The following is a 16,671-nucleotide window of genomic DNA, read 5'->3' as shown; positions in this document are numbered from 1 at the left end:
GAGTGCGATCACCGCGAGCGCTCGAGCACCGCGGTCAGCTGCGACCCGAAGCCGAGCGTCTGCGCGATCTGCGTGATCTGCTCGTCCGGGTACAGGCTCGAATCGCCGACGATGACGGCGAGGACCGGCTCCTGCATCCCGAGATCCGCGAGGATCGCGCCGTCGCCCTCTTCCCACGGCTCGACGTCGTCGATCTCGTCGGGGTCGAGGTCGGGCAGATCGATGTTGAGACGCTCGAGGACGTCCGCTGCGATGTCGTAGTCGAGTGCGGCGGTGGCATCCGACAGAAGAAGGCGCGTCCCCGCCGGTGCGGGACGCGCGACGATCAGGAACTCGTCGTCGACGTTGAGGAGCCCGAAATACGCGCCTTCGCTACGCATCTCGCGCAGTTCGCGTTCGGCGTCGGTGAGCGAGACGAGCGCGCGCGAGGCGAGCGCCACGACCTTCCAACGGCTCTCCTCGAGAACCACTGCTACTCCGAATCCCTCGAGGTCGTCCGAGGAATCCCACGAGGCGCTGCCGGCACCCGACGCAGCGCTGCCGCGCCCGTCTCCGCCGTCGCGACCCGTGCTCTGTGCACCCATGGGCGCAACCGTAGCGCTCCGGCCACCGCGATATGAAGTCCCGGCGTGATTGTGCCAACCTGTGATCGTGTCGAGCACAGCGTCAGGCCTGCCGTCCCCGCACGATCCCCGGCCGCCGGTGTGCGTCCTGGGACTCGGATTGATCGGCGGCTCACTGCTGCGCGCCGTCGGCGCCGCAGGACGAACCGCCTGGGGCCACGCCCGTTCCGCTGCGACCGCCGACGCCGCCGTCGCCGACGGATACGACGCCGGGACCGACCTCGCCGACGCCCTGCGCAGAGCCGATCGCGAGCGCGCGATCGTCGTCGTCGCGGTGCCCGCTCCTGCCGTCGACGAGGCCTTCGCGGCGATCGCCGAGCACGCCCCGAACGCGACCGTGACCGACGTCGTCAGCGTCAAGACCGCCGTCCTCGCCGCCGCCCGAGAGCACGGCCTCACCGGCCGTTACGTCGGCGGCCATCCGATGGCCGGAACGTCCGAATCCGGCTGGGGTGCGGGCTTCCCCGAACTCTTCCGCGACGCCGTATGGGTCGTGGGCACCGAGGACGACTCCGACCCCGACGTCTGGACCCAGGTCGCGGCCCTCGCCTTCGACTGCGGCTCGGTCGTCGTCCCCGCCGCCGCCGTCGAGCACGACAACGCCGTCGCCCGCATCTCGCACCTGCCGCATCTGCTCGCCGAAGCGCTCGCCGTCACCGCGGACGCGGGCGGGCCGCTCGCGCTCGGGCTCGCCGCCGGATCGTTCCGTGACGGCACGCGCGTGGCCGCGACGGCGCCCGGACTGGTGAACGCGATGTGCGAGGGAAACCGCGACGCCCTGCTCGTCGCGCTCGACGACGCACTGACGCTGCTGCGCGATGCACGGAACACCCTCGCCCAGGAGTCGTCGACAGCCCCGCTCGTCTCGGCCGGACACACGGCACGCACGCGCTACGACGAGCGCACCCACACCGTTGTCGAGGGCATCGTGCCCGGCAGCGACGGCTGGACCGAACGCATGCGGGACGCCGGACGACGCGGCGGGCGGCTGCACCGACCGGATGAAGATTCCTTCATGTAGACCTCATCGCGCCGTCATCGCCGGTCGGCATAGTGACGTGCATGTCCGGATCCCGTTCGCTCGCCGCCCTCGCCGTCGTGATCGGCGCCGTCGTCGTCGTACTCGCCAGCTTCCTGGTCACACGCTCACCCGAGCCGTCGCTCGACCCGGCACCCGTCTCGGTGAGCGTGAATCCGTCCCCGCAGGGGACCGCCCCACGCGACTCCCCCGACGCACCGACGCCCGCGCCGAGCGAGCCGGCGCCGCCACCGGCGCCGGGCCCGGTCCATCCCCCGGCACCCGGTGACGACGACCTCGACGACCTCGACCCACACGACGACCTCGACGACCACGGCGACCACGGCGACGACTGGGACGACCACGACGATGACTGACTCGCGTGGCGACGACCCGCCCACCGCTCGGTTGGCGACGCCCACCCGCGACCCGCGGCCCGAGCGCGGGCGGGTGAGGCGGGCGGTGCCGCCGCTGTCGGCACGCTGGAAGATCACGGCGTGGATCATGGTGACCACGCTCGCGCTCCTGTCGGTCGTGCTCGTCACCGCCGGAACGCTGTTGCTGCGCGACGTCGAGACACGCGCCAACTCCGACCTCGCACAGGAGGCGGACGAGTTCCGTACCTTCGCGGCCGAGGGTGTCGATCCCGCGACGACGCGGCCGTTCACGTCGATCGCACGCCTGCTCGACGTGTATCTGCTGCGGCAGTCGCCCGCCGACGGCGAGGTCATGGTCGGCGTCGCGGACGGCGCGGTCCTCGACACCGTGCGAGGCCAGTTCCCCGCCGAGGTGGGCCCGTCGTTCTTCACGACTCTGCTCGCGACACCCGAGACGGCCGGCATCGTCGACACACCGGCGGGCGAACTGCGATGGGGGCGGGTCGACGTCGACAGCACGGCCGGCGCGGGTTCGTTCGTCGTCGGCGCGTTCGTCGACACGGGCCGCGCGGCCGTCGACCGAACGATGCGCACCATCACGATCGTCTCGCTGCTCGGTCTCGTGCTGACGGCGGGCGTCGCGTATCTGGTCGCCGGTCGCATACTGCACCCTGTCCGCACGGTGCGGGCCGTCGCCGCCGACATCAGCGAGAGCGACCTCACTGCCCGCGTCCCCGTCGCAGGTCACGACGACATCGCCGAACTCGCCGAGACGTTCAACGCGATGCTCGACCGCCTCGAAGCCGCGTACACGACGCAACGACAGTTCGTCGACGACGCGGGTCACGAGTTGCGCACCCCGATCACGGTGGTGCGTGGACACCTCGAACTCCTACCGGACGACCCGGAGGAGCGCGGCCGAACGCTCGCCCTCGTCGACTCCGAACTCGCCCGGATGGGGCGCATCGTCGCCGACCTGCTCATGCTGGCGAAGGCCGAGCAGCCCGACTTCGTCGTCCCTCGGCCCGTCGACGTCGCGCAGACGATGCTCGACATCGAGTCGAAGGTCCAGCCGCTCGGCGAACGCCGCTGGCACCTCATGGAGATCGCCGAGGGCACGGCGTGGATCGACGCACAGCGCGTCACCCAGGCCGTGCTCGCGCTCGCGGCCAACGCCGTCGAGCACACTGCGGACGGCTCGACGATCCGGCTCGGCTCGCGGTTCGTCGACGGGGGCTCGTCGCCGCGGTCGCTCTCGCTGTGGGTGTCCGACGACGGGCCAGGCGTCTCACCCCACGACGCCGCGACGATCTTCGAGCGATTCCAGCGGGGCGCGACGGCCGCCGAGACCACCGAACGGCGTCCCGGTGCCGGACTCGGACTGGCGATCGTGCGCGCCATCGCCGACGCACATCACGGCGCGGCGTGGGTGCGCAGCGTTCCCGGTGACGGCGCGACGTTCGGAATCGACCTGCCCACCGAACCCGTCTCGGTCCGCGAGATGCGGGACGGAGACGACCGAAAGGAGCGGATGTGAGCCGCATTCTCATCGCCGAGGACGATGTCCACATCGCCTCCTTCGTCGGGAAGGGCCTGCGCGCAGCGGGTTACACCACCGACCACGTCGCGGACGGCGAGCAGGCCTTCACGCTCGCTCGCACCGGCGGCTACGACATGGTGGTGCTCGACATCGGGCTTCCGAAGGTCGACGGATTCACCGTGCTGCGCCGGCTGCGCGGCGAGGGCGTCACGACTCCGGTCGTCGTGCTCACCGCACGCGACAGCGTCGACGACACCGTCGCCGGGCTCGAGGGCGGCGCGAACGACTACATGACGAAACCGTTCCAGTTCGCGGAACTGCTCGCGCGCGTCAGGCTGCGGCTCGCCGACGAACCGACCGCCGGCGCCGCGGACCGGCTGACGCGCGGCGACCTCCAACTCGATCTGCGTACCCGGCGAGCGCGCGTGGGCGACCGCAGCGTCGATCTCACGGCACGCGAGTTCGCGTTGCTCGATCTGTTTCTGCGCCACCCGGATCAGGTCCTCAGCCGCGAGCAGATCCTCGGCAGGGTGTGGGGTTACGACTTCGATCCCGCGTCGAACGTCGTCGACGTGTACGTCAGGGCGCTACGCGGCAAGATCGGCGCCGAACGGCTCGCGACGGTACGCGGGATGGGATACCGGCTGACGTGACGATCACCGAGTTCCGCACGAGTCCCCCGCCCGCACGCACGTCGCCGGCCGGGCGAACGCGCCCGGCGTGGCATGTCGTCGTGTCGCTCGTGGTCGCGGCGCTCGCCGGCGCCGGGGTCGTCGCCGCAGCTGCGGGCGGTGAGCTCTCCCGGGACGGCGCCGTGGCACTCGCGGTGTTCGTCGCAGCGGTGTGGCTGTGGATCTTCACTCCGCTCGACGACACGTACGTCGCTCTCGGCGCGGCGATCTCGCTGGTCGTGCTGGGCCCGCTCGAGGTCCCGGAATTCACGGGGACACTCGGCGAATCCGCCGTCTGGCTGCTGGTCGGCGCATTCGTCGTCGCTGCAGCGGTGACGACGACGGGTCTGCCGACGCGACTCGTCTCGGCGGTCGTCACCCGGGTGGGCACACCACGCGGCCTGATCCACGCGACGACGGCCCTGCTGACCCTGTCGGCGTTCGTGATTCCGGCGACGTCGGGGCGTGCGGCGTTGGCACTCCCCGTGTTCCTCGCGCTCGCCCACGTTCTCGCGGACCGGCCACGGGTCGTGCTCGCGCTCGCCGTCGCGGTGCCGTCGGTGATCCTCACGTCCGCGGTCGCGTCCCTCACCGGCGCGGGCGCACACCTGGTGTCCAGCGAGATCCTGCGCGCGGCAACCGGACACGGATTCGGTTACGTGCAGTGGCTCGTGCTCGGTCTTCCGCTCGCGGTCGTGTGGTCTCACCTGGCCGCCGAGATCGCGTTGACGGTCTTCACCGATCGCACCGATCGCACTCGGCCACTGAACATCCCGGGAGATTCGTTCTCGTCACCGCGCCGGTGGACGGATCCCGAACGCCGCATCCTGATCGTGCTCACCGCCGTCGTGCTGGCGTGGTGCACGGGCGAATGGCACGGGATCGACCCGGCGATCGTCGCCCTGGCCGGAGCACTCGCGGCGACCGCTCCCGGCCTCGGCGTCACGACCCTCGGCGCCGCCGTCGCGGCGGTGCCGTGGCCACTGCTGCTGTTCATGGCGGCGACGTTCGCTCTCGGGCTCGCGCTCACGACGTCGGGGGCGACCGCGTGGCTCGCCGAGTCCGTGTTCGCGCCGGTCGCAGCGCTCGGCGATCACGCGCAGGCGGCGTTCCTGGTGACGGTCGTGCTCGTCTCGCTCGCTGCGCATCTGCTGATCCAGTCGCGCTCGGCCCGTTCCGCGGTACTGATCCCGGTGATCGTCGCGACGGCGACGACACTCGGCGTCCCACCGGCGACGGCGGTGTTCGTTTCGACGGCCGCGGCGGGCTTCTGTCACACGCTCACGAGCTCCGCGAAACCCGTCGCGATGTTCGCGAGGTCCGAGGACGTTCCCGGCTTCGCGCCCGCCGACCTGCTCCGATACTCGGCCGCGCTGGCGCCGGTGTCGGCGGCGCTTCTGCTCGCCTTCACCCTCTGGGTGTGGCCTGCGCTCGGCCTGCCCACCTCCTGACGCGACTCCCCACCCACCCCCGAATCCCGAAGGAATCACCGTGACGATCCGAGTTCCGCGACGAGTCCTGATCGCCCCCAGCGGCTTCAAGGAGAGCCTGTCGGCCGAGTCCGTCGCCGCGGCGATCGGAGCCGGTGTGCGGCGGGCACTTCCCGGAGTTCGCGTGGATCTCGTTCCCGTCCCGGACGGCGGCGAGGGAACCGCGGCGACGCTCGTCTCGGCGACCGGCGGTCGTCTGAATCCGGTGACGGTCACCGGGCCGGTCGGTGAGCCCGTCACGGCCCACTGGGGCAGACTCGGGGGCGCGGTATCGTCGATCGCGATAGTCGAGATGGCCTCTGCCGCTGGTCTTTCTCTCGTTCCGCGCAACCGGCGCGACCCGGGAGCGACGACGACGCACGGGGTGGGCCAACTCGTCGCCGCCGCACTCGACGACGGCGTCGACACGATCATCGTGGGGTGCGGCGACTCGGGCACGTGCGACGGCGGCGCGGGCGCCCTCGAAGCACTCGGTGCCCGCATCCTCGACGCGGCGGGCGAGCCGCTCGGCGGGCACGGCGGCAGCCGGCTCGTCCGTGCTGCACGGCTCGATCTGTCTCGGTTGCATCCCCGTGCGCGGGACACCACCGTCGTCGTCGCCGGTAATCCTCACAACGTGCTGTGCGGTCCCGCGGGTGTGGCGCGGGTGTTCGGTCCGCAGAAAGGGGCGACGCCCGAACAGGTGTCGCAGCTCGATGCGGCACTGGACACCTGGGCCGACGTCCTGATGCGGGCACGCGGACCGGGCCCGGATCTGCGTACCGCATCGGTCGGCGGCGCCTCGGGCGGACTCGGTGCGGGCCTCGCCGGGGGGCTCGGCGCGCGCCTGTCGTCCCGATTCGACGCCCTGCTCGACTCCGGCCTGTGCGGCATCGACCTCGATCGCAGGATCGGAAAGGCCGATCTGGCCATCACCGCCGAAGGGTCGATCGACTTCCAGACACCGCGCGGCAAGGTGCCCGCCGAGATCGCACGGCGATGCGCTGAGCGCGGAGTTCCCGTCCTCGCGATCGCCGGCTCGCTCGGGCGTGGCGCCCCAGCCGTACACGACGTCGGAATCGCCGCGATCGCCTCGATCATCCCGGTCCCGATGCCACTCGAACAAGCAGTCGCCGAGGCCGAACGGCTCCTCACCGATGCGGCCGAACGGACGATGCGCATGGTGCTGCTGGGTGGCGCCGTCTCGGCCCGCGCCAAGCGCAGTCGGCGGACGACGCACACGAACCGGCCGGTCGTCGGCCGCGCCACCCCACCGCTCCCCGTCGACACGCCACACTGAGAGGGCAAGGCGACAACTCGAGAAGGGAGCGTGTGATGGTCGATGAGAACTCCGGTCCTGCAGAAGCGGTGAAGGGTGTCGTCGAAGACGTCAAGGGCAAGGCGAAGGAAGCGGCGGGAGCCGTCGCCGGCCGCGACGATCTGACTCGCGAGGGCAGGGCCCAGCAGGAGAAGGCCGAGGCCCAGCGCGACGCCGCCGCCAAGGAGGCCGAAGCCGAGAAGGCTCGCGCCGAGGCCGCCGCCAAGGAACAGCAGCAGAAGGTCGAGCAGTCGGGCGACTGACCCGCCCCGATCGACACGACGAGGGCCGCCGGGAGATCTCCCGGCGGCCCTCGCTGTAGGTGTCCTGCTCTGTCAGCCCACCGAGTCCTTCGGCCACACCGAGAGATCGGGGAAGCGGTTCATCGGCCGCTCGCCTTCGTCGTAGACGGTGTCCGGCGAACCGATGATGAGCGAGTCCGACCTGCCGACGACGCGCGGGTCCTTGCCGGTGTAGTCGAACCGGTTGAGCACCCACTTCATCGCTTCGAGCCGCGCCCGCTTCTTGTCGTTCGACTTCACGATCGTCCACGGCGCGTGCGGGGTGTTCGTGTAGAACAGCATCGCGTCCTTCGCGTCCGTGTACGCGTTCCACTTGTCGAGGCTCGCGAGGTCGGTCGGCGAGAGCTTCCACTGCTTCACGGGATCGGTGCTCCGCGCGAGGAACCGGGCGTGCTGCTCCTCCTTGCCGACGGAGAACCAGAACTTCACGATGTGGATGCCCGAGTTGACGAGCATCCGCTCGAACTCGGGGGCCGACCGCGTGAACTCCAGGTACTCGGCGGGCGTGCAGTAGCCCATGACGCGCTCGACGCCCGCGCGGTTGTACCAGGACCGGTCCATGAGCACGATCTCGCCGCCCGCCGGCAGATGCCCGACGTAACGCTGGAAATACCACTGCGTCTGCTCGCGCTCGGTCGGCTTCTCGAGCGCCACGACGCGCGCACCACGAGGGTTGAGGTGTTCGGTGAACCGCTTGATCGCGCCACCCTTGCCGGCGGCGTCACGGCCCTCGAAGATCAGCACGATCTTCTCGCCGTTCTCCTTGACCCACGCCTGCAACTTGAGCAGTTCGATCTGCAGCGCCCGCTTGCGCCGCTCGTACTGCCGGCGGCTCATCTTCGTGTCGTACGGGTATCCCTGACGCCAGGGCGCGTCGGGGCCGTCGTCCGACCGCTTGGGCCCCTTCTTCCGGAGCAGTTCGCCGATCTCGTCGATCTCGGGCGTGACGTCGATCTGCTGCGGATCGGCCATCTCGAAGTCGTCGGCCTGCTTCCCGTTCGAGGCGCGTTTGCCGTTCGACGAGGCAGAGCCGGATTTCGAGCTGGATTTCGACGAGTCACTCACCCCTTCGACGCTACTCGTCCGGACAACTCGGTGCGTGGAGTCGAAGGTCCCGCGCTGGACGGAATCGGACGCGGCGGTCTCAGATCCGGGCCGCGAGCCCCGGGTAGTCGACGACGAATCCGTCCTCGTCGACCGCGACCGTCGAACTCGACACCGGCGAGAGGACGTGGATGCCGTCGGCGCCGCTGCTGTACGTGAGCGTCGCGCCCTCGACGCGGAGATCGAGCAGGCTCACGTAGACCACGGGCAGTTCGATGTCCTCGGCCTGCTGCGCGAGACCGAGACGGCGGATCGGCAGCGTGTTGAAGAACGGGCTGAGCACGACGTCGACGTCGAGCGCGCCGTCGAAACGCGACCGCTGATGGGTCGAGCCGTCCTCGACCATCCAGGTGCCCTCTTCGTCGCGGCTGATCGACATCTGCCGCTCGCGCGCCGCGAGTGCGAGGCGGATCGAGAGCCGCCGCGTGACGCCGGCCTCGTCGGTGACGAGATCGTATGACGCGCTGAACGCGGGGTGCTCGGCGCTGTCGGCGCCGACGATGCGGCCGGACGCCTTGATGCGCTGTCCGGCGAGCTGAACCCGCACCGACTCCATGCGGGGTGCCGTGTGCGACCGCCACGTGAAGATCGTGGGGAAAGTCCGGGCAACGGGTGCTGGGCTGCTCACCCGCTCTACGGTAGGCGACGGCGAGCCCCGGCGTAGCACGGCCCCGCCCATCCGGGCCGCCGGACCCGCCGACTCCACCGGGGGACGAACCACACACTGCGCCGGGTCGTTGCTCGGACGCGGCCGGACCCTCGAGTAACGTGCTGGAGCACAAGTGTGAATTCGGAAGAGGGTGCCGGTGACGACGACGGGGAACATGGTGGGCCTGTTCGCCGGTATCGGCGGACTCGAGCTCGGCATCTCCGAGTTCGGGTGGCGCTCGCAACTGCTGTGCGAGATCGACCCCGGCGCGCAGGCGGTGCTGCGAGCGCGGTTCCCGGGCGTCCCCGTGCACCCCGACGTCACCCGGCTCCGTTCCCTCCCCGCGGACATCGAACTCGTCGCGGCCGGCTTCCCGTGCCAGGACCTCTCCCAGGCCGGACGGACCGCGGGCATCACGGGCGCGCGGTCGGGCCTCGTCGACGAGGTCTTCCGGCTCGTGCGCCGCAAGCGTGGGCCGCGGTGGCTCGTGATCGAGAACGTCCCCTTCATGCTGCAGCTCGGCCGTGGCGCCGCGATGCGTCACATCACGCGGTCGCTCGAGGACCTCGGTTACGCGTGGGCGTATCGCGTCGTCGACGCCCGCTCGTTCGGCCTGCCGCAGCGCCGTCAGCGCGTCCTCATGCTCGCGTCCCGCACCGAGGACCCGCGCGCCGTCCTGTTCGGCGACGACGCCGGCGATCGGGGCGTGGGCGACCCCTCGCAGCATCCGTGCGGCTTCTACTGGACGGAGGGCACCCGAGGCCTCGGGTGGGCCGTCAATGCCGTTCCCACGCTCAAGGGCGGGTCGTCGGTGGGAATCGCGAGCCCCCCGGCCGTCCATCTGCCGTCCGGCGAGATCGTGACGCCCGGGCTCACCGACGCCGAACGGCTCCAGGGCTTCGATCCCGACTGGACCCTGCCCGCGACGACGGACGCCGGCCTGCGCGCCGGTCACCGGTGGAAGCTCGTCGGGAACGCCGTGAGCGTGCGCATGGCGTCGTGGATCGGCGAACGGCTCGAGTCGCCCGTCGACTACTCCCCCGACCGCGAGACACCGCTGCTCCCCGGCGATCCGTGGCCGAGCGCGGCATGGGGCCGCGACCACGTCGCGTACCGCGTCCACACCTCGACGTGGCCCGTGCAGCAGCCGTACGAGGACCTCAGCGGCTTCCTCGACGACGCACGCCTGCTGTCCGCGCGCGCGACGGCCGGATTCCTGCGCCGCACCCGCATGGGGAATCTGCGTTTCGCGCCCGGCTTCCTCGACGACGTGCAGGATCACCTCCTTCGGATGGGCGGGTTCCCGGAGGCCGCGGCCTGAGCCGATGACCGCGTCCCGCCCGCCCACCGATCCCGCGACGAGCCTGCGCCTGTCGCGGCAGAAGCGCCGGGACACCGCCGCGGAACTCGCGGTGCGGCGCGAACTCCATCGCCGTGGGCGCCGCTACTTCGTCGACCGCGCGCCCGTGCGGGGCGTCCGGCGGCGCGCCGACCTCGTCTTTCCCCGCCGCAAGGTCGCCGTGTACGTCGACGGCTGCTTCTGGCACCGCTGCCCGCAGCACGCGACGGCACCGAAGAACAACGCGCAGTGGTGGGCGGACAAACTCGCGGCCAACGTCGCGCGTGATCGCGACACCGACGCGCGCCTGCGCGAGGCGGGATGGACCGTCGTGCGGGTGTGGGAGCACGAAGCGCCGGGCGAGGCCGCCGATCGTGTGGATGCCGCACTCGGCAGAACTCGCCCCTGACACACCGCCACGACGCGACAATGAACTCGTACGACACATGCGTGGCAGTGCATGAACTGCCGCACCGAGTCGAAGGAGCGAGTGGGCGATGAGGGCTATCCAGATGGTGACACCGCAAGCCGAACCCGAACTGCGCGAGATCGACAAGCCCACCCCCGGACCGGGGCAGGTGCTGCTGAAGGTGACGGCGGCCGGCGCCTGCCACTCGGACGACTTCGTCATGAGCATGCCCGCGGACGCCTTCCCGTATCCCCTGCCGATGACCCTCGGTCACGAGGGCGCGGGCGTCGTCGAGGAACTGGGGCCCGGTGTCGACACGATCGATGTGGGGACGTCCGTCGTCGTCTACGGACCGTGGGGCTGCGGCGTGTGCTGGTTCTGTTCGCAGGGACTCGAGAACTACTGCTCGCGCGCCCAGGACCTCGGGATCTTCCCGCCCGGGCTCGGCACCGCCGGGGCGATGGCCGAGTACATGATCGTCGACGATCCCCGCCACCTCGTCCCCATCGGCGACCTCGACCCCGTCGAGACGGTGTCGCTCACCGACGCCGGCCTGACGCCGTACCACGCGATCAAGGCGTCGCTACCGAAGCTGCACGGCGGTGCGACGGCCGTCGTCATCGGTGCGGGCGGGCTCGGCCACGTCGCGATCCAGATGCTCGCGCACCTGACGTCCGCGCGGATCATCGCGCTCGACGTCACCGAGGAGAAGCTCGCGTTCGCGAAGGAGGTCGGTGCCCACGAGGCCGTCCTCAGCAACGACGACGCGGTCGCGAACGTCCGCAAGATCACCGGCACCGGCGGCGCCGCGGCCGTGTTCGACTTCGTCGGATATCAGCCGACCATCGACATCGCGATGGGAGTCGTCGGCACCCTCGGCGACGTCTCGATCGTCGGGCTCGGCGACGGCAAGGCCGCCGCGAGAGTGGGCTACTGGGCGCAGCCGCACGAGGTGTCGGTCCGCGCTCCCTACTGGGGTTCGCGGTCCGAACTCATCGAGGTGCTCGACCTCGCGCGCGACGGTGTCCTGGACGTCGCCGTCGAACGCTTCTCGCTCGACGACGGCACCGAGGCGTACCGCAGGCTCGCGGCCAACGAGTTGCGTGGGCGGGCCGTCGTCGTTCCGTGACCGCTCACAAAAACCGACCGACCGCGACGAATTCGCGGTCGGTCGGGTTCTCGTCTGTTCGGTTGTCGTTCATGTCCCGCCACCCGCGAGCGGGTGCGCTGCGGCCGTCAGAACCGGCGTGACCGCAGCTCCGAGATGCAGATGAACTTGTGCAGGCCGATCGCCCGCGCCTCGTCCACGCGGTCCGCAGCGCGGAGCGCACGCTCGCGAGCGAAGAGGGACTCGATCATCGTCTCCAGCTCGTCCTTGCGCATGACGCAGACGGAGTCGATCATCTCGCCGACCGAGTCGTCGTCTGCGCGGCGTCGATACCGCACGTGAACCGGTCCGACCGCGTCGAGCCGGCGCGGCGCCACCACCACCGTGGCCAGCGCCATCAGGGCCGTCGCGATCATGATCACGAGCGCTGTCGAGGTACTCATCACAGGATGCACCGCCTGGCCGTTGCCTTCCCTTGCATAGAGCAGTTTCCTCCGTCCGGGCACGCGAGTGTCCCCCGACACTCCGCGCAGTCGCGAGTAATCCCCCGTACAGGTCTCCCCCGGAAGTGACGCGGCTCGATCGGCCGCATCCCCGCAGACGATTGAACACGAGACCTGTTCGTTATCCGAGGGGTCGAGAAGATCACTGTGCCGAATCACAGCGGTAACGGCGTGTCATCACGGCGTGGCGCGGGAGCGTTCGGAGGCGCGGGGGCTGGGCGAGAGATGCACGTCACACAGCGCGACGAGAAACGCCCCACGCGATTCGCGTGGGGCGTCTCTCACTGTGCGCCCGAAGGGATTCGAACCCCTAACCTTCTGATCCGTAGTCAGATGCTCTATCCGTTGAGCTACGGGCGCAGATCTTCATTTGTTCACCGACGACGGACGTCGGCGTGGCGGAGGCGAGAGGATTTGAACCTCCGGTCCCCCGTAAAGAGGACAACTCATTAGCAGTGAGTCCCATTCGGCCGCTCTGGCACGCCTCCCTGGGGGTTTCGATTCTCTCGAACCGCCGGGTCGAAAGATTACACAGGTTCGGGTAGCAAAGGCAAAACGGGTGGTCAGGGACTTACAGAAGGGCGGCGCTCACCGCAGGTTCCCGTCGAACCACTCGAACACGCGATCGCGGGCATCGAGGACGTCCTCCTCGTCCGCGCCGTCGGAGAACCCGTCAACACCGTCCGAGAACAGCGAGGGCTCGCTCCGCCGATGCGCGAGCGACCGATACGAGACGACGAGCGCCGCGACGGGCGCGTGGGCGGCGGCCTCACGGAGCCTCTCGACGTGCTCGGGCGTCGTCTCGTCGTCGTCGTCGCCGTACAGCGCGAGCCACGGGGCCGCGAGCGTCGCGACGGCCTCGACCAGGGCGGGCGCGCCGGGCGCGAGCGGTGTGAGGACGCCCCGCGCCGCGACGCTGACGGCGGCCCCCACGGGACGCTCGACGGCGACGGTGACCGCCGCGGTGCCGGCGTCGTCGAACCCCAGCACACCGACGCGGTCGCCCGTGACGCCGCGCGAGAGCAGCCAATCGAAGGACGCGTCGAAGTCGTCGAACAGGTCCGAGCCGAAGACGCCCACATCGCCGTCGTCCCGGCGATGGAACAGGTCGGGCGCGACGGCGAGCCAGCCCTCGTCGGCGAGCGACCGCAACAGTTGCCGCACGCTCTCGCCGAACCGCCTGCTCTCGTGCAGCACGACGATGCCGCCGCGCACCGGCCTGCCGTCCGGTTCGGCGACCGCCAGCGGCACCGTCGCGCTGTCGTCGCGCAGCGGCACATTCTCGGTGGTGATGCCCGCCATGTGTCCACTGTGCCACCGCGTGGACCTGCAGCGCGACGATTCCGGCCCCGACGGGCCTGCGGCAGCGCCCCGGGGTGCGCGCATAATCTGGACTGTGGATTCCCCGGCACCGCACATCAGGCCCGATCTCGACTCGCTGCCCGCGTACGTTCCGGGCCGCGACTTTCCCGGGGCGATCAAGCTCGCCAGCAACGAGACGACGCTCGGCCCGCTGCCCGAGGTCGCGGCGGCCGTCGCGGAGGCCGTCACGACGGCCAACCGGTACCCGGACAACGGTGCGCGGGCGCTCGTGACGGCGCTGAGCGAGTTCCTGGGCGTGCCGCCGCATCACGTCGCCGTCGGGTGCGGATCGGTGTCGCTGTGCCAGGAGCTCGTGCAGCTGACGTGCGACGAGGGCGACGAGGTCGTGTTCGCGTGGCGCTCGTTCGAGGCGTATCCGATCGTCACGCGGGTGGCGGGCGCCGTCCCGGTGCAGGTGCCGCTCGATGCCGACTTCGGCCACGATCTGCCCGCGATGCTCGACGCCATCACCGACCGGACGCGGCTCGTGTTCGTGTGCAACCCGAACAACCCGACGGGCCGCTCGCTCGGACGCGCCGAACTCGAGAAGTTCCTCGACGCCGTGCCCGCGCACGTCGTCGTCGCGCTCGACGAGGCGTACTTCGAGTACCACCGGTGGGCCGATCCCGCGGAGGGCACCGACGGTGTCGCGCTCGCGCGAGGCCGCGCGAACGTCGTCGTGCTGCGGACGTTCTCCAAGGCGTACGGCCTCGCCGGTATCCGAGTCGGGTACGCCGTCGCGGATCCGGCGATCGTCACGGCGCTGAGCAAGGTGCACATCCCGTTCTCGGTGAGCGCGCCCGCGCAGGCAGCGGCGATCGCGTCGCTCGCGGCGTCGGATGCGCTGCTCGCGCGTACCGACGGCGTCGTCGCCGAACGCGACCGCGTCCGTACGGGGCTCGTGGAGGCCGGGTACACCGTCCCCGACTCGGACGCGAACTTCGTGTATCTCCCACTCGGAGAACGGTCGTCGGCGTACGCCGATGCCGCCGCACAGGCGGGGCTGCTGCTGCGCCCGTACGGCAACGACGGGGTGCGCGTCACCGTCGGCGATCCGCACGAGAACGACCGCTTCCTGGCCTTCGCCGCGACGGCCGAGGTGCGCACACTCGCCGGACTATGAGACGCAACCGTTACCGCCGAGTAGACGTCTCGTGACCCCTACTTGCCAGACTCGGTGAGTCCTGCCGGGGAGGAGCCGAGATGCGCCGAGTGCGTGCGATCGCAGCAGCGCTGTTCGTCGCGCCGCTCCTGCTTCTCACGAGCGCTCCGGCCGGCGCGGCACCGTCCGAGACGACCTCGGTTCGACTCCTCGCGATCACCGATCTGCAGGGCACACTCGAGGCTCCCGTCGGCGAGAGCAGCAACGTCACCGAGCCCAACGGTAGGCGCGTCGAGGCGGGCGGCGTCGCCTATCTCGCCGCGTATCTGGAGCAGTTGCGCCACAACGCACCGAAGTCGCTGCTGTACTCGGTGGGCGACAACTGGGGTGCGTCCGGCGTCGCGTCGTCGCTGTTCCACGACGAGCCGACGGTCGACGTCCTCGGCCATCTCGATCTGGCTGCGTCGGGAGTCGGAAACCACGAACTCGACGCCGGTGCAGCAGAATTCGCCCGCCTCCGTGGAGGCGGGTGCCATCCCGACACCGGCTGCCGCTACTCCGACACCTTCGGTGGGGCGACGTTCCCGCTCGTCGCGTCCAACACCACGACCGCCGACGGAACGCCCGTCGCGATGCCCTTCTCGGTCGACTACGTCGACGGGATCCCGGTCGGCGTCATCTCGGCGCTGCCCGCCGACACCCCCGCGGCACTGCCACCCGGCGTGCGCGACGAGTTCCGCTTCGCCGACGAGCTCGACGCGATCGACGCCACCGCCCGCACCCTCGACTATCTCGGCGTCTCGGCGATCGTCCTGCTGCTGCACGAGAGCGACGACGCCGGCTCTCCCGCGCCGCCGTGCGACGAACGGCAGGGCCCCGGCCACCGGCTCGCCGCCGCCGCGTCGCCGCTCATCGACGTCGTGTTCACCGGCGACAACGCCGCACGCTACGACTGCACCGTCACCGATCCCGACGGTAATCCACGCGTCGTCATGAACCCGCATTCGCGCGGCCAGGGGATCGCCGTCGCCGACCTCGTACTCGATCATGCGACCGGCGACGTCGTCCGCGAGCGCACCACGTCGTTCAATCAGACCGTCGCCCACGACATCACGCCCGACGCCGAGGTCGCCGCCATCGTCGATCGCGCGAACGAGAAGGCCGCCGATCAGGCCGCCCGGCGCGTCGGTGTGCTCGCGGCTCCCATGAGCAGACGAACGGGCCCGACGGGCGAGTCGGCGCTCGGCAACCTCGTGGCCGATGCGCAGCTGTCCGCCGCCCGTGTCGCGGGAGCGCAACTCGCCCTGACGAATCCGGGCGGGGTGCGCGCCGACCTCGACGGCGATGCGGAGGGCGTCGTGACGTTCGCCGACGCGCACGCCGTGCAGCCGTTCGAGAACGATCTCGTCGTCGTCACGCTGACCGGAGAACAGCTGAAAGAAGCTCTCGAACAACAGATCCAGGATCGCGACGGGCAGGCGATCGAGCGGATCCTCGCGCCGTCACAAGGGTTCTCGTACACCTTCGAGGCGGCGGCCCGGCCGGGCGATCGCGTGTCGGGCCTCGCGCTGGACGGCGAGGCGATAGCCCTCGATCGGGACTATCGCGTCGCGCTCAACCGCTTCCTCGCCGACGGCGGGGACGGCTTCCGCGCACTCGGTTCCGGTCGCGACCGCGTCCAGGTCGGGACGGATCTCGCCGCGTTCGTCGACTATCTGCGCGTCAACTCGCCCGTGCCGGTGCCGTCGACGGAGCGGATCTCCGCTCCGACCTGAGC

17 protein-coding genes and 2 tRNA genes are annotated in these 16,671 nt (G+C 70.6%); 12 read left to right on the top strand and 7 right to left on the bottom strand.

Going from position 1 to position 16,671, the window contains the following annotated elements; all coding sequences use genetic code 11:
- Nucleotides 1–8 precede the first annotated feature (8 nt).
- A complete protein-coding gene (locus RR1_RS16940) occupies nucleotides 9–584 on the bottom strand; it encodes a tRNA adenosine deaminase-associated protein (RefSeq protein WP_010840076.1) in 576 nt (191 codons plus the stop codon).
- Between the two features lie 67 nt (nucleotides 585–651).
- Between RR1_RS16940 and RR1_RS16935 the strand changes: the two genes are divergently transcribed.
- The 7 genes from RR1_RS16935 (at nucleotide 652) to mbp1 (ending at nucleotide 7,279) form a co-directional block, all read left to right on the top strand.
- A complete protein-coding gene (locus RR1_RS16935) occupies nucleotides 652–1,644 on the top strand; it encodes a prephenate dehydrogenase (RefSeq protein ID WP_238559087.1) in 993 nt (330 codons plus the stop codon).
- A 41-nt stretch (nucleotides 1,645–1,685) separates the two neighbouring features.
- Nucleotides 1,686–2,018 (top strand): hypothetical protein, encoded by a 333-nt coding sequence (locus tag RR1_RS22380; protein WP_010840078.1) that lies wholly within the window; start codon nucleotides 1,686–1,688, stop codon nucleotides 2,016–2,018.
- A gap of 127 nt (nucleotides 2,019–2,145) precedes the next feature.
- A complete protein-coding gene (locus tag RR1_RS16925) occupies nucleotides 2,146–3,555 on the top strand; it encodes a sensor histidine kinase (RefSeq protein ID WP_051111328.1) in 1,410 nt (469 codons plus the stop codon).
- On the top strand, nucleotides 3,552–4,211 hold the full coding sequence (locus RR1_RS16920) for a response regulator transcription factor (protein ID WP_010840080.1): 660 nt from the start codon (nucleotides 3,552–3,554) through the stop codon (nucleotides 4,209–4,211). Before RR1_RS16925 ends, RR1_RS16920 begins: the two co-directional genes overlap by 4 nt.
- Nucleotides 4,208–5,680, top strand: coding sequence for an SLC13 family permease (locus tag RR1_RS16915; protein ID WP_010840081.1), 1,473 nt, complete (start codon nucleotides 4,208–4,210; stop codon nucleotides 5,678–5,680). The genes RR1_RS16920 and RR1_RS16915 overlap by 4 nt, the downstream gene beginning before the upstream one ends.
- 40 nt (nucleotides 5,681–5,720) lie before the next feature.
- Nucleotides 5,721–6,998: a glycerate kinase family protein gene (locus RR1_RS16910; RefSeq protein WP_010840082.1), complete on the top strand. Its 1,278-nt coding sequence runs from the start codon at nucleotides 5,721–5,723 to the stop codon at nucleotides 6,996–6,998.
- Between the two features lie 35 nt (nucleotides 6,999–7,033).
- The gene (gene mbp1, locus RR1_RS16905) at nucleotides 7,034–7,279 is read left to right on the top strand and encodes a microaggregate-binding protein 1 (RefSeq protein WP_010840083.1); all 246 of its coding nucleotides are present in this window, start codon (nucleotides 7,034–7,036) and stop codon (nucleotides 7,277–7,279) included.
- A 72-nt stretch (nucleotides 7,280–7,351) separates the two neighbouring features.
- On the opposite strand, the gene ppk2 is transcribed toward mbp1, so the two are convergent.
- Nucleotides 7,352–8,290, bottom strand: coding sequence for a polyphosphate kinase 2 (ppk2, locus tag RR1_RS16900; RefSeq protein WP_040775316.1), 939 nt, complete (start codon nucleotides 8,288–8,290; stop codon nucleotides 7,352–7,354).
- Between the two features lie 172 nt (nucleotides 8,291–8,462).
- On the bottom strand, nucleotides 8,463–9,050 hold the full coding sequence (locus RR1_RS16895; RefSeq protein WP_071990786.1) for a putative glycolipid-binding domain-containing protein: 588 nt from the start codon (nucleotides 9,048–9,050) through the stop codon (nucleotides 8,463–8,465).
- A gap of 196 nt (nucleotides 9,051–9,246) precedes the next feature.
- Between RR1_RS16895 and RR1_RS16890 the strand changes: the two genes are divergently transcribed.
- The 3 genes from RR1_RS16890 (at nucleotide 9,247) to RR1_RS16880 (ending at nucleotide 11,948) form a co-directional block, all read left to right on the top strand.
- Complete coding sequence (locus tag RR1_RS16890) at nucleotides 9,247–10,392, top strand: DNA cytosine methyltransferase (RefSeq protein ID WP_081634264.1); 1,146 nt, start codon at nucleotides 9,247–9,249, stop codon at nucleotides 10,390–10,392.
- A gap of 4 nt (nucleotides 10,393–10,396) precedes the next feature.
- The gene (locus RR1_RS16885; RefSeq protein WP_010840087.1) at nucleotides 10,397–10,819 is read left to right on the top strand and encodes a very short patch repair endonuclease; all 423 of its coding nucleotides are present in this window, start codon (nucleotides 10,397–10,399) and stop codon (nucleotides 10,817–10,819) included.
- An 88-nt stretch (nucleotides 10,820–10,907) separates the two neighbouring features.
- Nucleotides 10,908–11,948: an NAD(P)-dependent alcohol dehydrogenase gene (locus RR1_RS16880; RefSeq protein WP_040775290.1), complete on the top strand. Its 1,041-nt coding sequence runs from the start codon at nucleotides 10,908–10,910 to the stop codon at nucleotides 11,946–11,948.
- Nucleotides 11,949–12,055: 107 nt separating this feature from the next.
- Here RR1_RS16880 and RR1_RS16875 read toward each other — a convergent pair whose 3' ends face one another.
- From RR1_RS16875 to RR1_RS16860, 4 genes are all read right to left on the bottom strand, one after another.
- Nucleotides 12,056–12,370, bottom strand: a complete 315-nt coding sequence (locus RR1_RS16875; protein ID WP_143153880.1) for a hypothetical protein — start codon at nucleotides 12,368–12,370, stop codon at nucleotides 12,056–12,058.
- Nucleotides 12,371–12,717: 347 nt separating this feature from the next.
- Nucleotides 12,718–12,790: transfer RNA gene (locus tag RR1_RS16870), tRNA-Arg, on the bottom strand.
- A gap of 36 nt (nucleotides 12,791–12,826) precedes the next feature.
- Nucleotides 12,827–12,918: transfer RNA gene (locus tag RR1_RS16865), tRNA-Ser, on the bottom strand.
- Nucleotides 12,919–13,018: 100 nt separating this feature from the next.
- On the bottom strand, nucleotides 13,019–13,732 hold the full coding sequence (locus tag RR1_RS16860) for a dienelactone hydrolase family protein (protein WP_010840090.1): 714 nt from the start codon (nucleotides 13,730–13,732) through the stop codon (nucleotides 13,019–13,021).
- 94 nt (nucleotides 13,733–13,826) lie between these two features.
- Between RR1_RS16860 and hisC the strand changes: the two genes are divergently transcribed.
- Nucleotides 13,827–14,915 (top strand): histidinol-phosphate transaminase, encoded by a 1,089-nt coding sequence (gene hisC / locus RR1_RS16855; protein ID WP_010840091.1) that lies wholly within the window; start codon nucleotides 13,827–13,829, stop codon nucleotides 14,913–14,915.
- An 80-nt stretch (nucleotides 14,916–14,995) separates the two neighbouring features.
- Complete coding sequence (locus tag RR1_RS16850) at nucleotides 14,996–16,669, top strand: bifunctional metallophosphatase/5'-nucleotidase (RefSeq protein WP_010840092.1); 1,674 nt, start codon at nucleotides 14,996–14,998, stop codon at nucleotides 16,667–16,669.
- Nucleotides 16,670–16,671: the final 2 nt, after the last annotated feature.

Source organism: Rhodococcus rhodnii NBRC 100604 (genome assembly GCF_001894925.1).
GTDB lineage: Bacteria > Actinomycetota > Actinomycetes > Mycobacteriales > Mycobacteriaceae > Rhodococcus_F > Rhodococcus_F rhodnii.
The sequence above is the reverse complement of the archived record's forward strand: the minus strand, read 5'-3'. Positions and strand labels throughout refer to the sequence as shown.

Excerpts from the sequence above, each read along its gene's own strand:
- RR1_RS16860 (WP_010840090.1), bottom strand. The coding sequence starts at position 13,732 with ATGGCGGGCATCACCACCGAGAATGTGCCGCTGCGCGACGACAGCGCG.
- mbp1 (WP_010840083.1), top strand. The coding sequence starts at position 7,034 with ATGGTCGATGAGAACTCCGGTCCTGCAGAAGCGGTGAAGGGTGTCGTC.
- RR1_RS16940 (WP_010840076.1), bottom strand. The coding sequence starts at position 584 with ATGGGTGCACAGAGCACGGGTCGCGACGGCGGAGACGGGCGCGGCAGC.
- RR1_RS16880 (WP_040775290.1), top strand. The coding sequence starts at position 10,908 with ATGAGGGCTATCCAGATGGTGACACCGCAAGCCGAACCCGAACTGCGC.
- ppk2 (WP_040775316.1), bottom strand. The coding sequence starts at position 8,290 with ATGGCCGATCCGCAGCAGATCGACGTCACGCCCGAGATCGACGAGATC.
- RR1_RS22380 (WP_010840078.1), top strand. The coding sequence starts at position 1,686 with ATGTCCGGATCCCGTTCGCTCGCCGCCCTCGCCGTCGTGATCGGCGCC.
- RR1_RS16850 (WP_010840092.1), top strand. The coding sequence starts at position 14,996 with ATGCGCCGAGTGCGTGCGATCGCAGCAGCGCTGTTCGTCGCGCCGCTC.
- RR1_RS16890 (WP_081634264.1), top strand. The coding sequence starts at position 9,247 with ATGGTGGGCCTGTTCGCCGGTATCGGCGGACTCGAGCTCGGCATCTCC.
- RR1_RS16885 (WP_010840087.1), top strand. The coding sequence starts at position 10,397 with ATGACCGCGTCCCGCCCGCCCACCGATCCCGCGACGAGCCTGCGCCTG.
- RR1_RS16925 (WP_051111328.1), top strand. The coding sequence starts at position 2,146 with ATGGTGACCACGCTCGCGCTCCTGTCGGTCGTGCTCGTCACCGCCGGA.
- RR1_RS16875 (WP_143153880.1), bottom strand. The coding sequence starts at position 12,370 with ATGAGTACCTCGACAGCGCTCGTGATCATGATCGCGACGGCCCTGATG.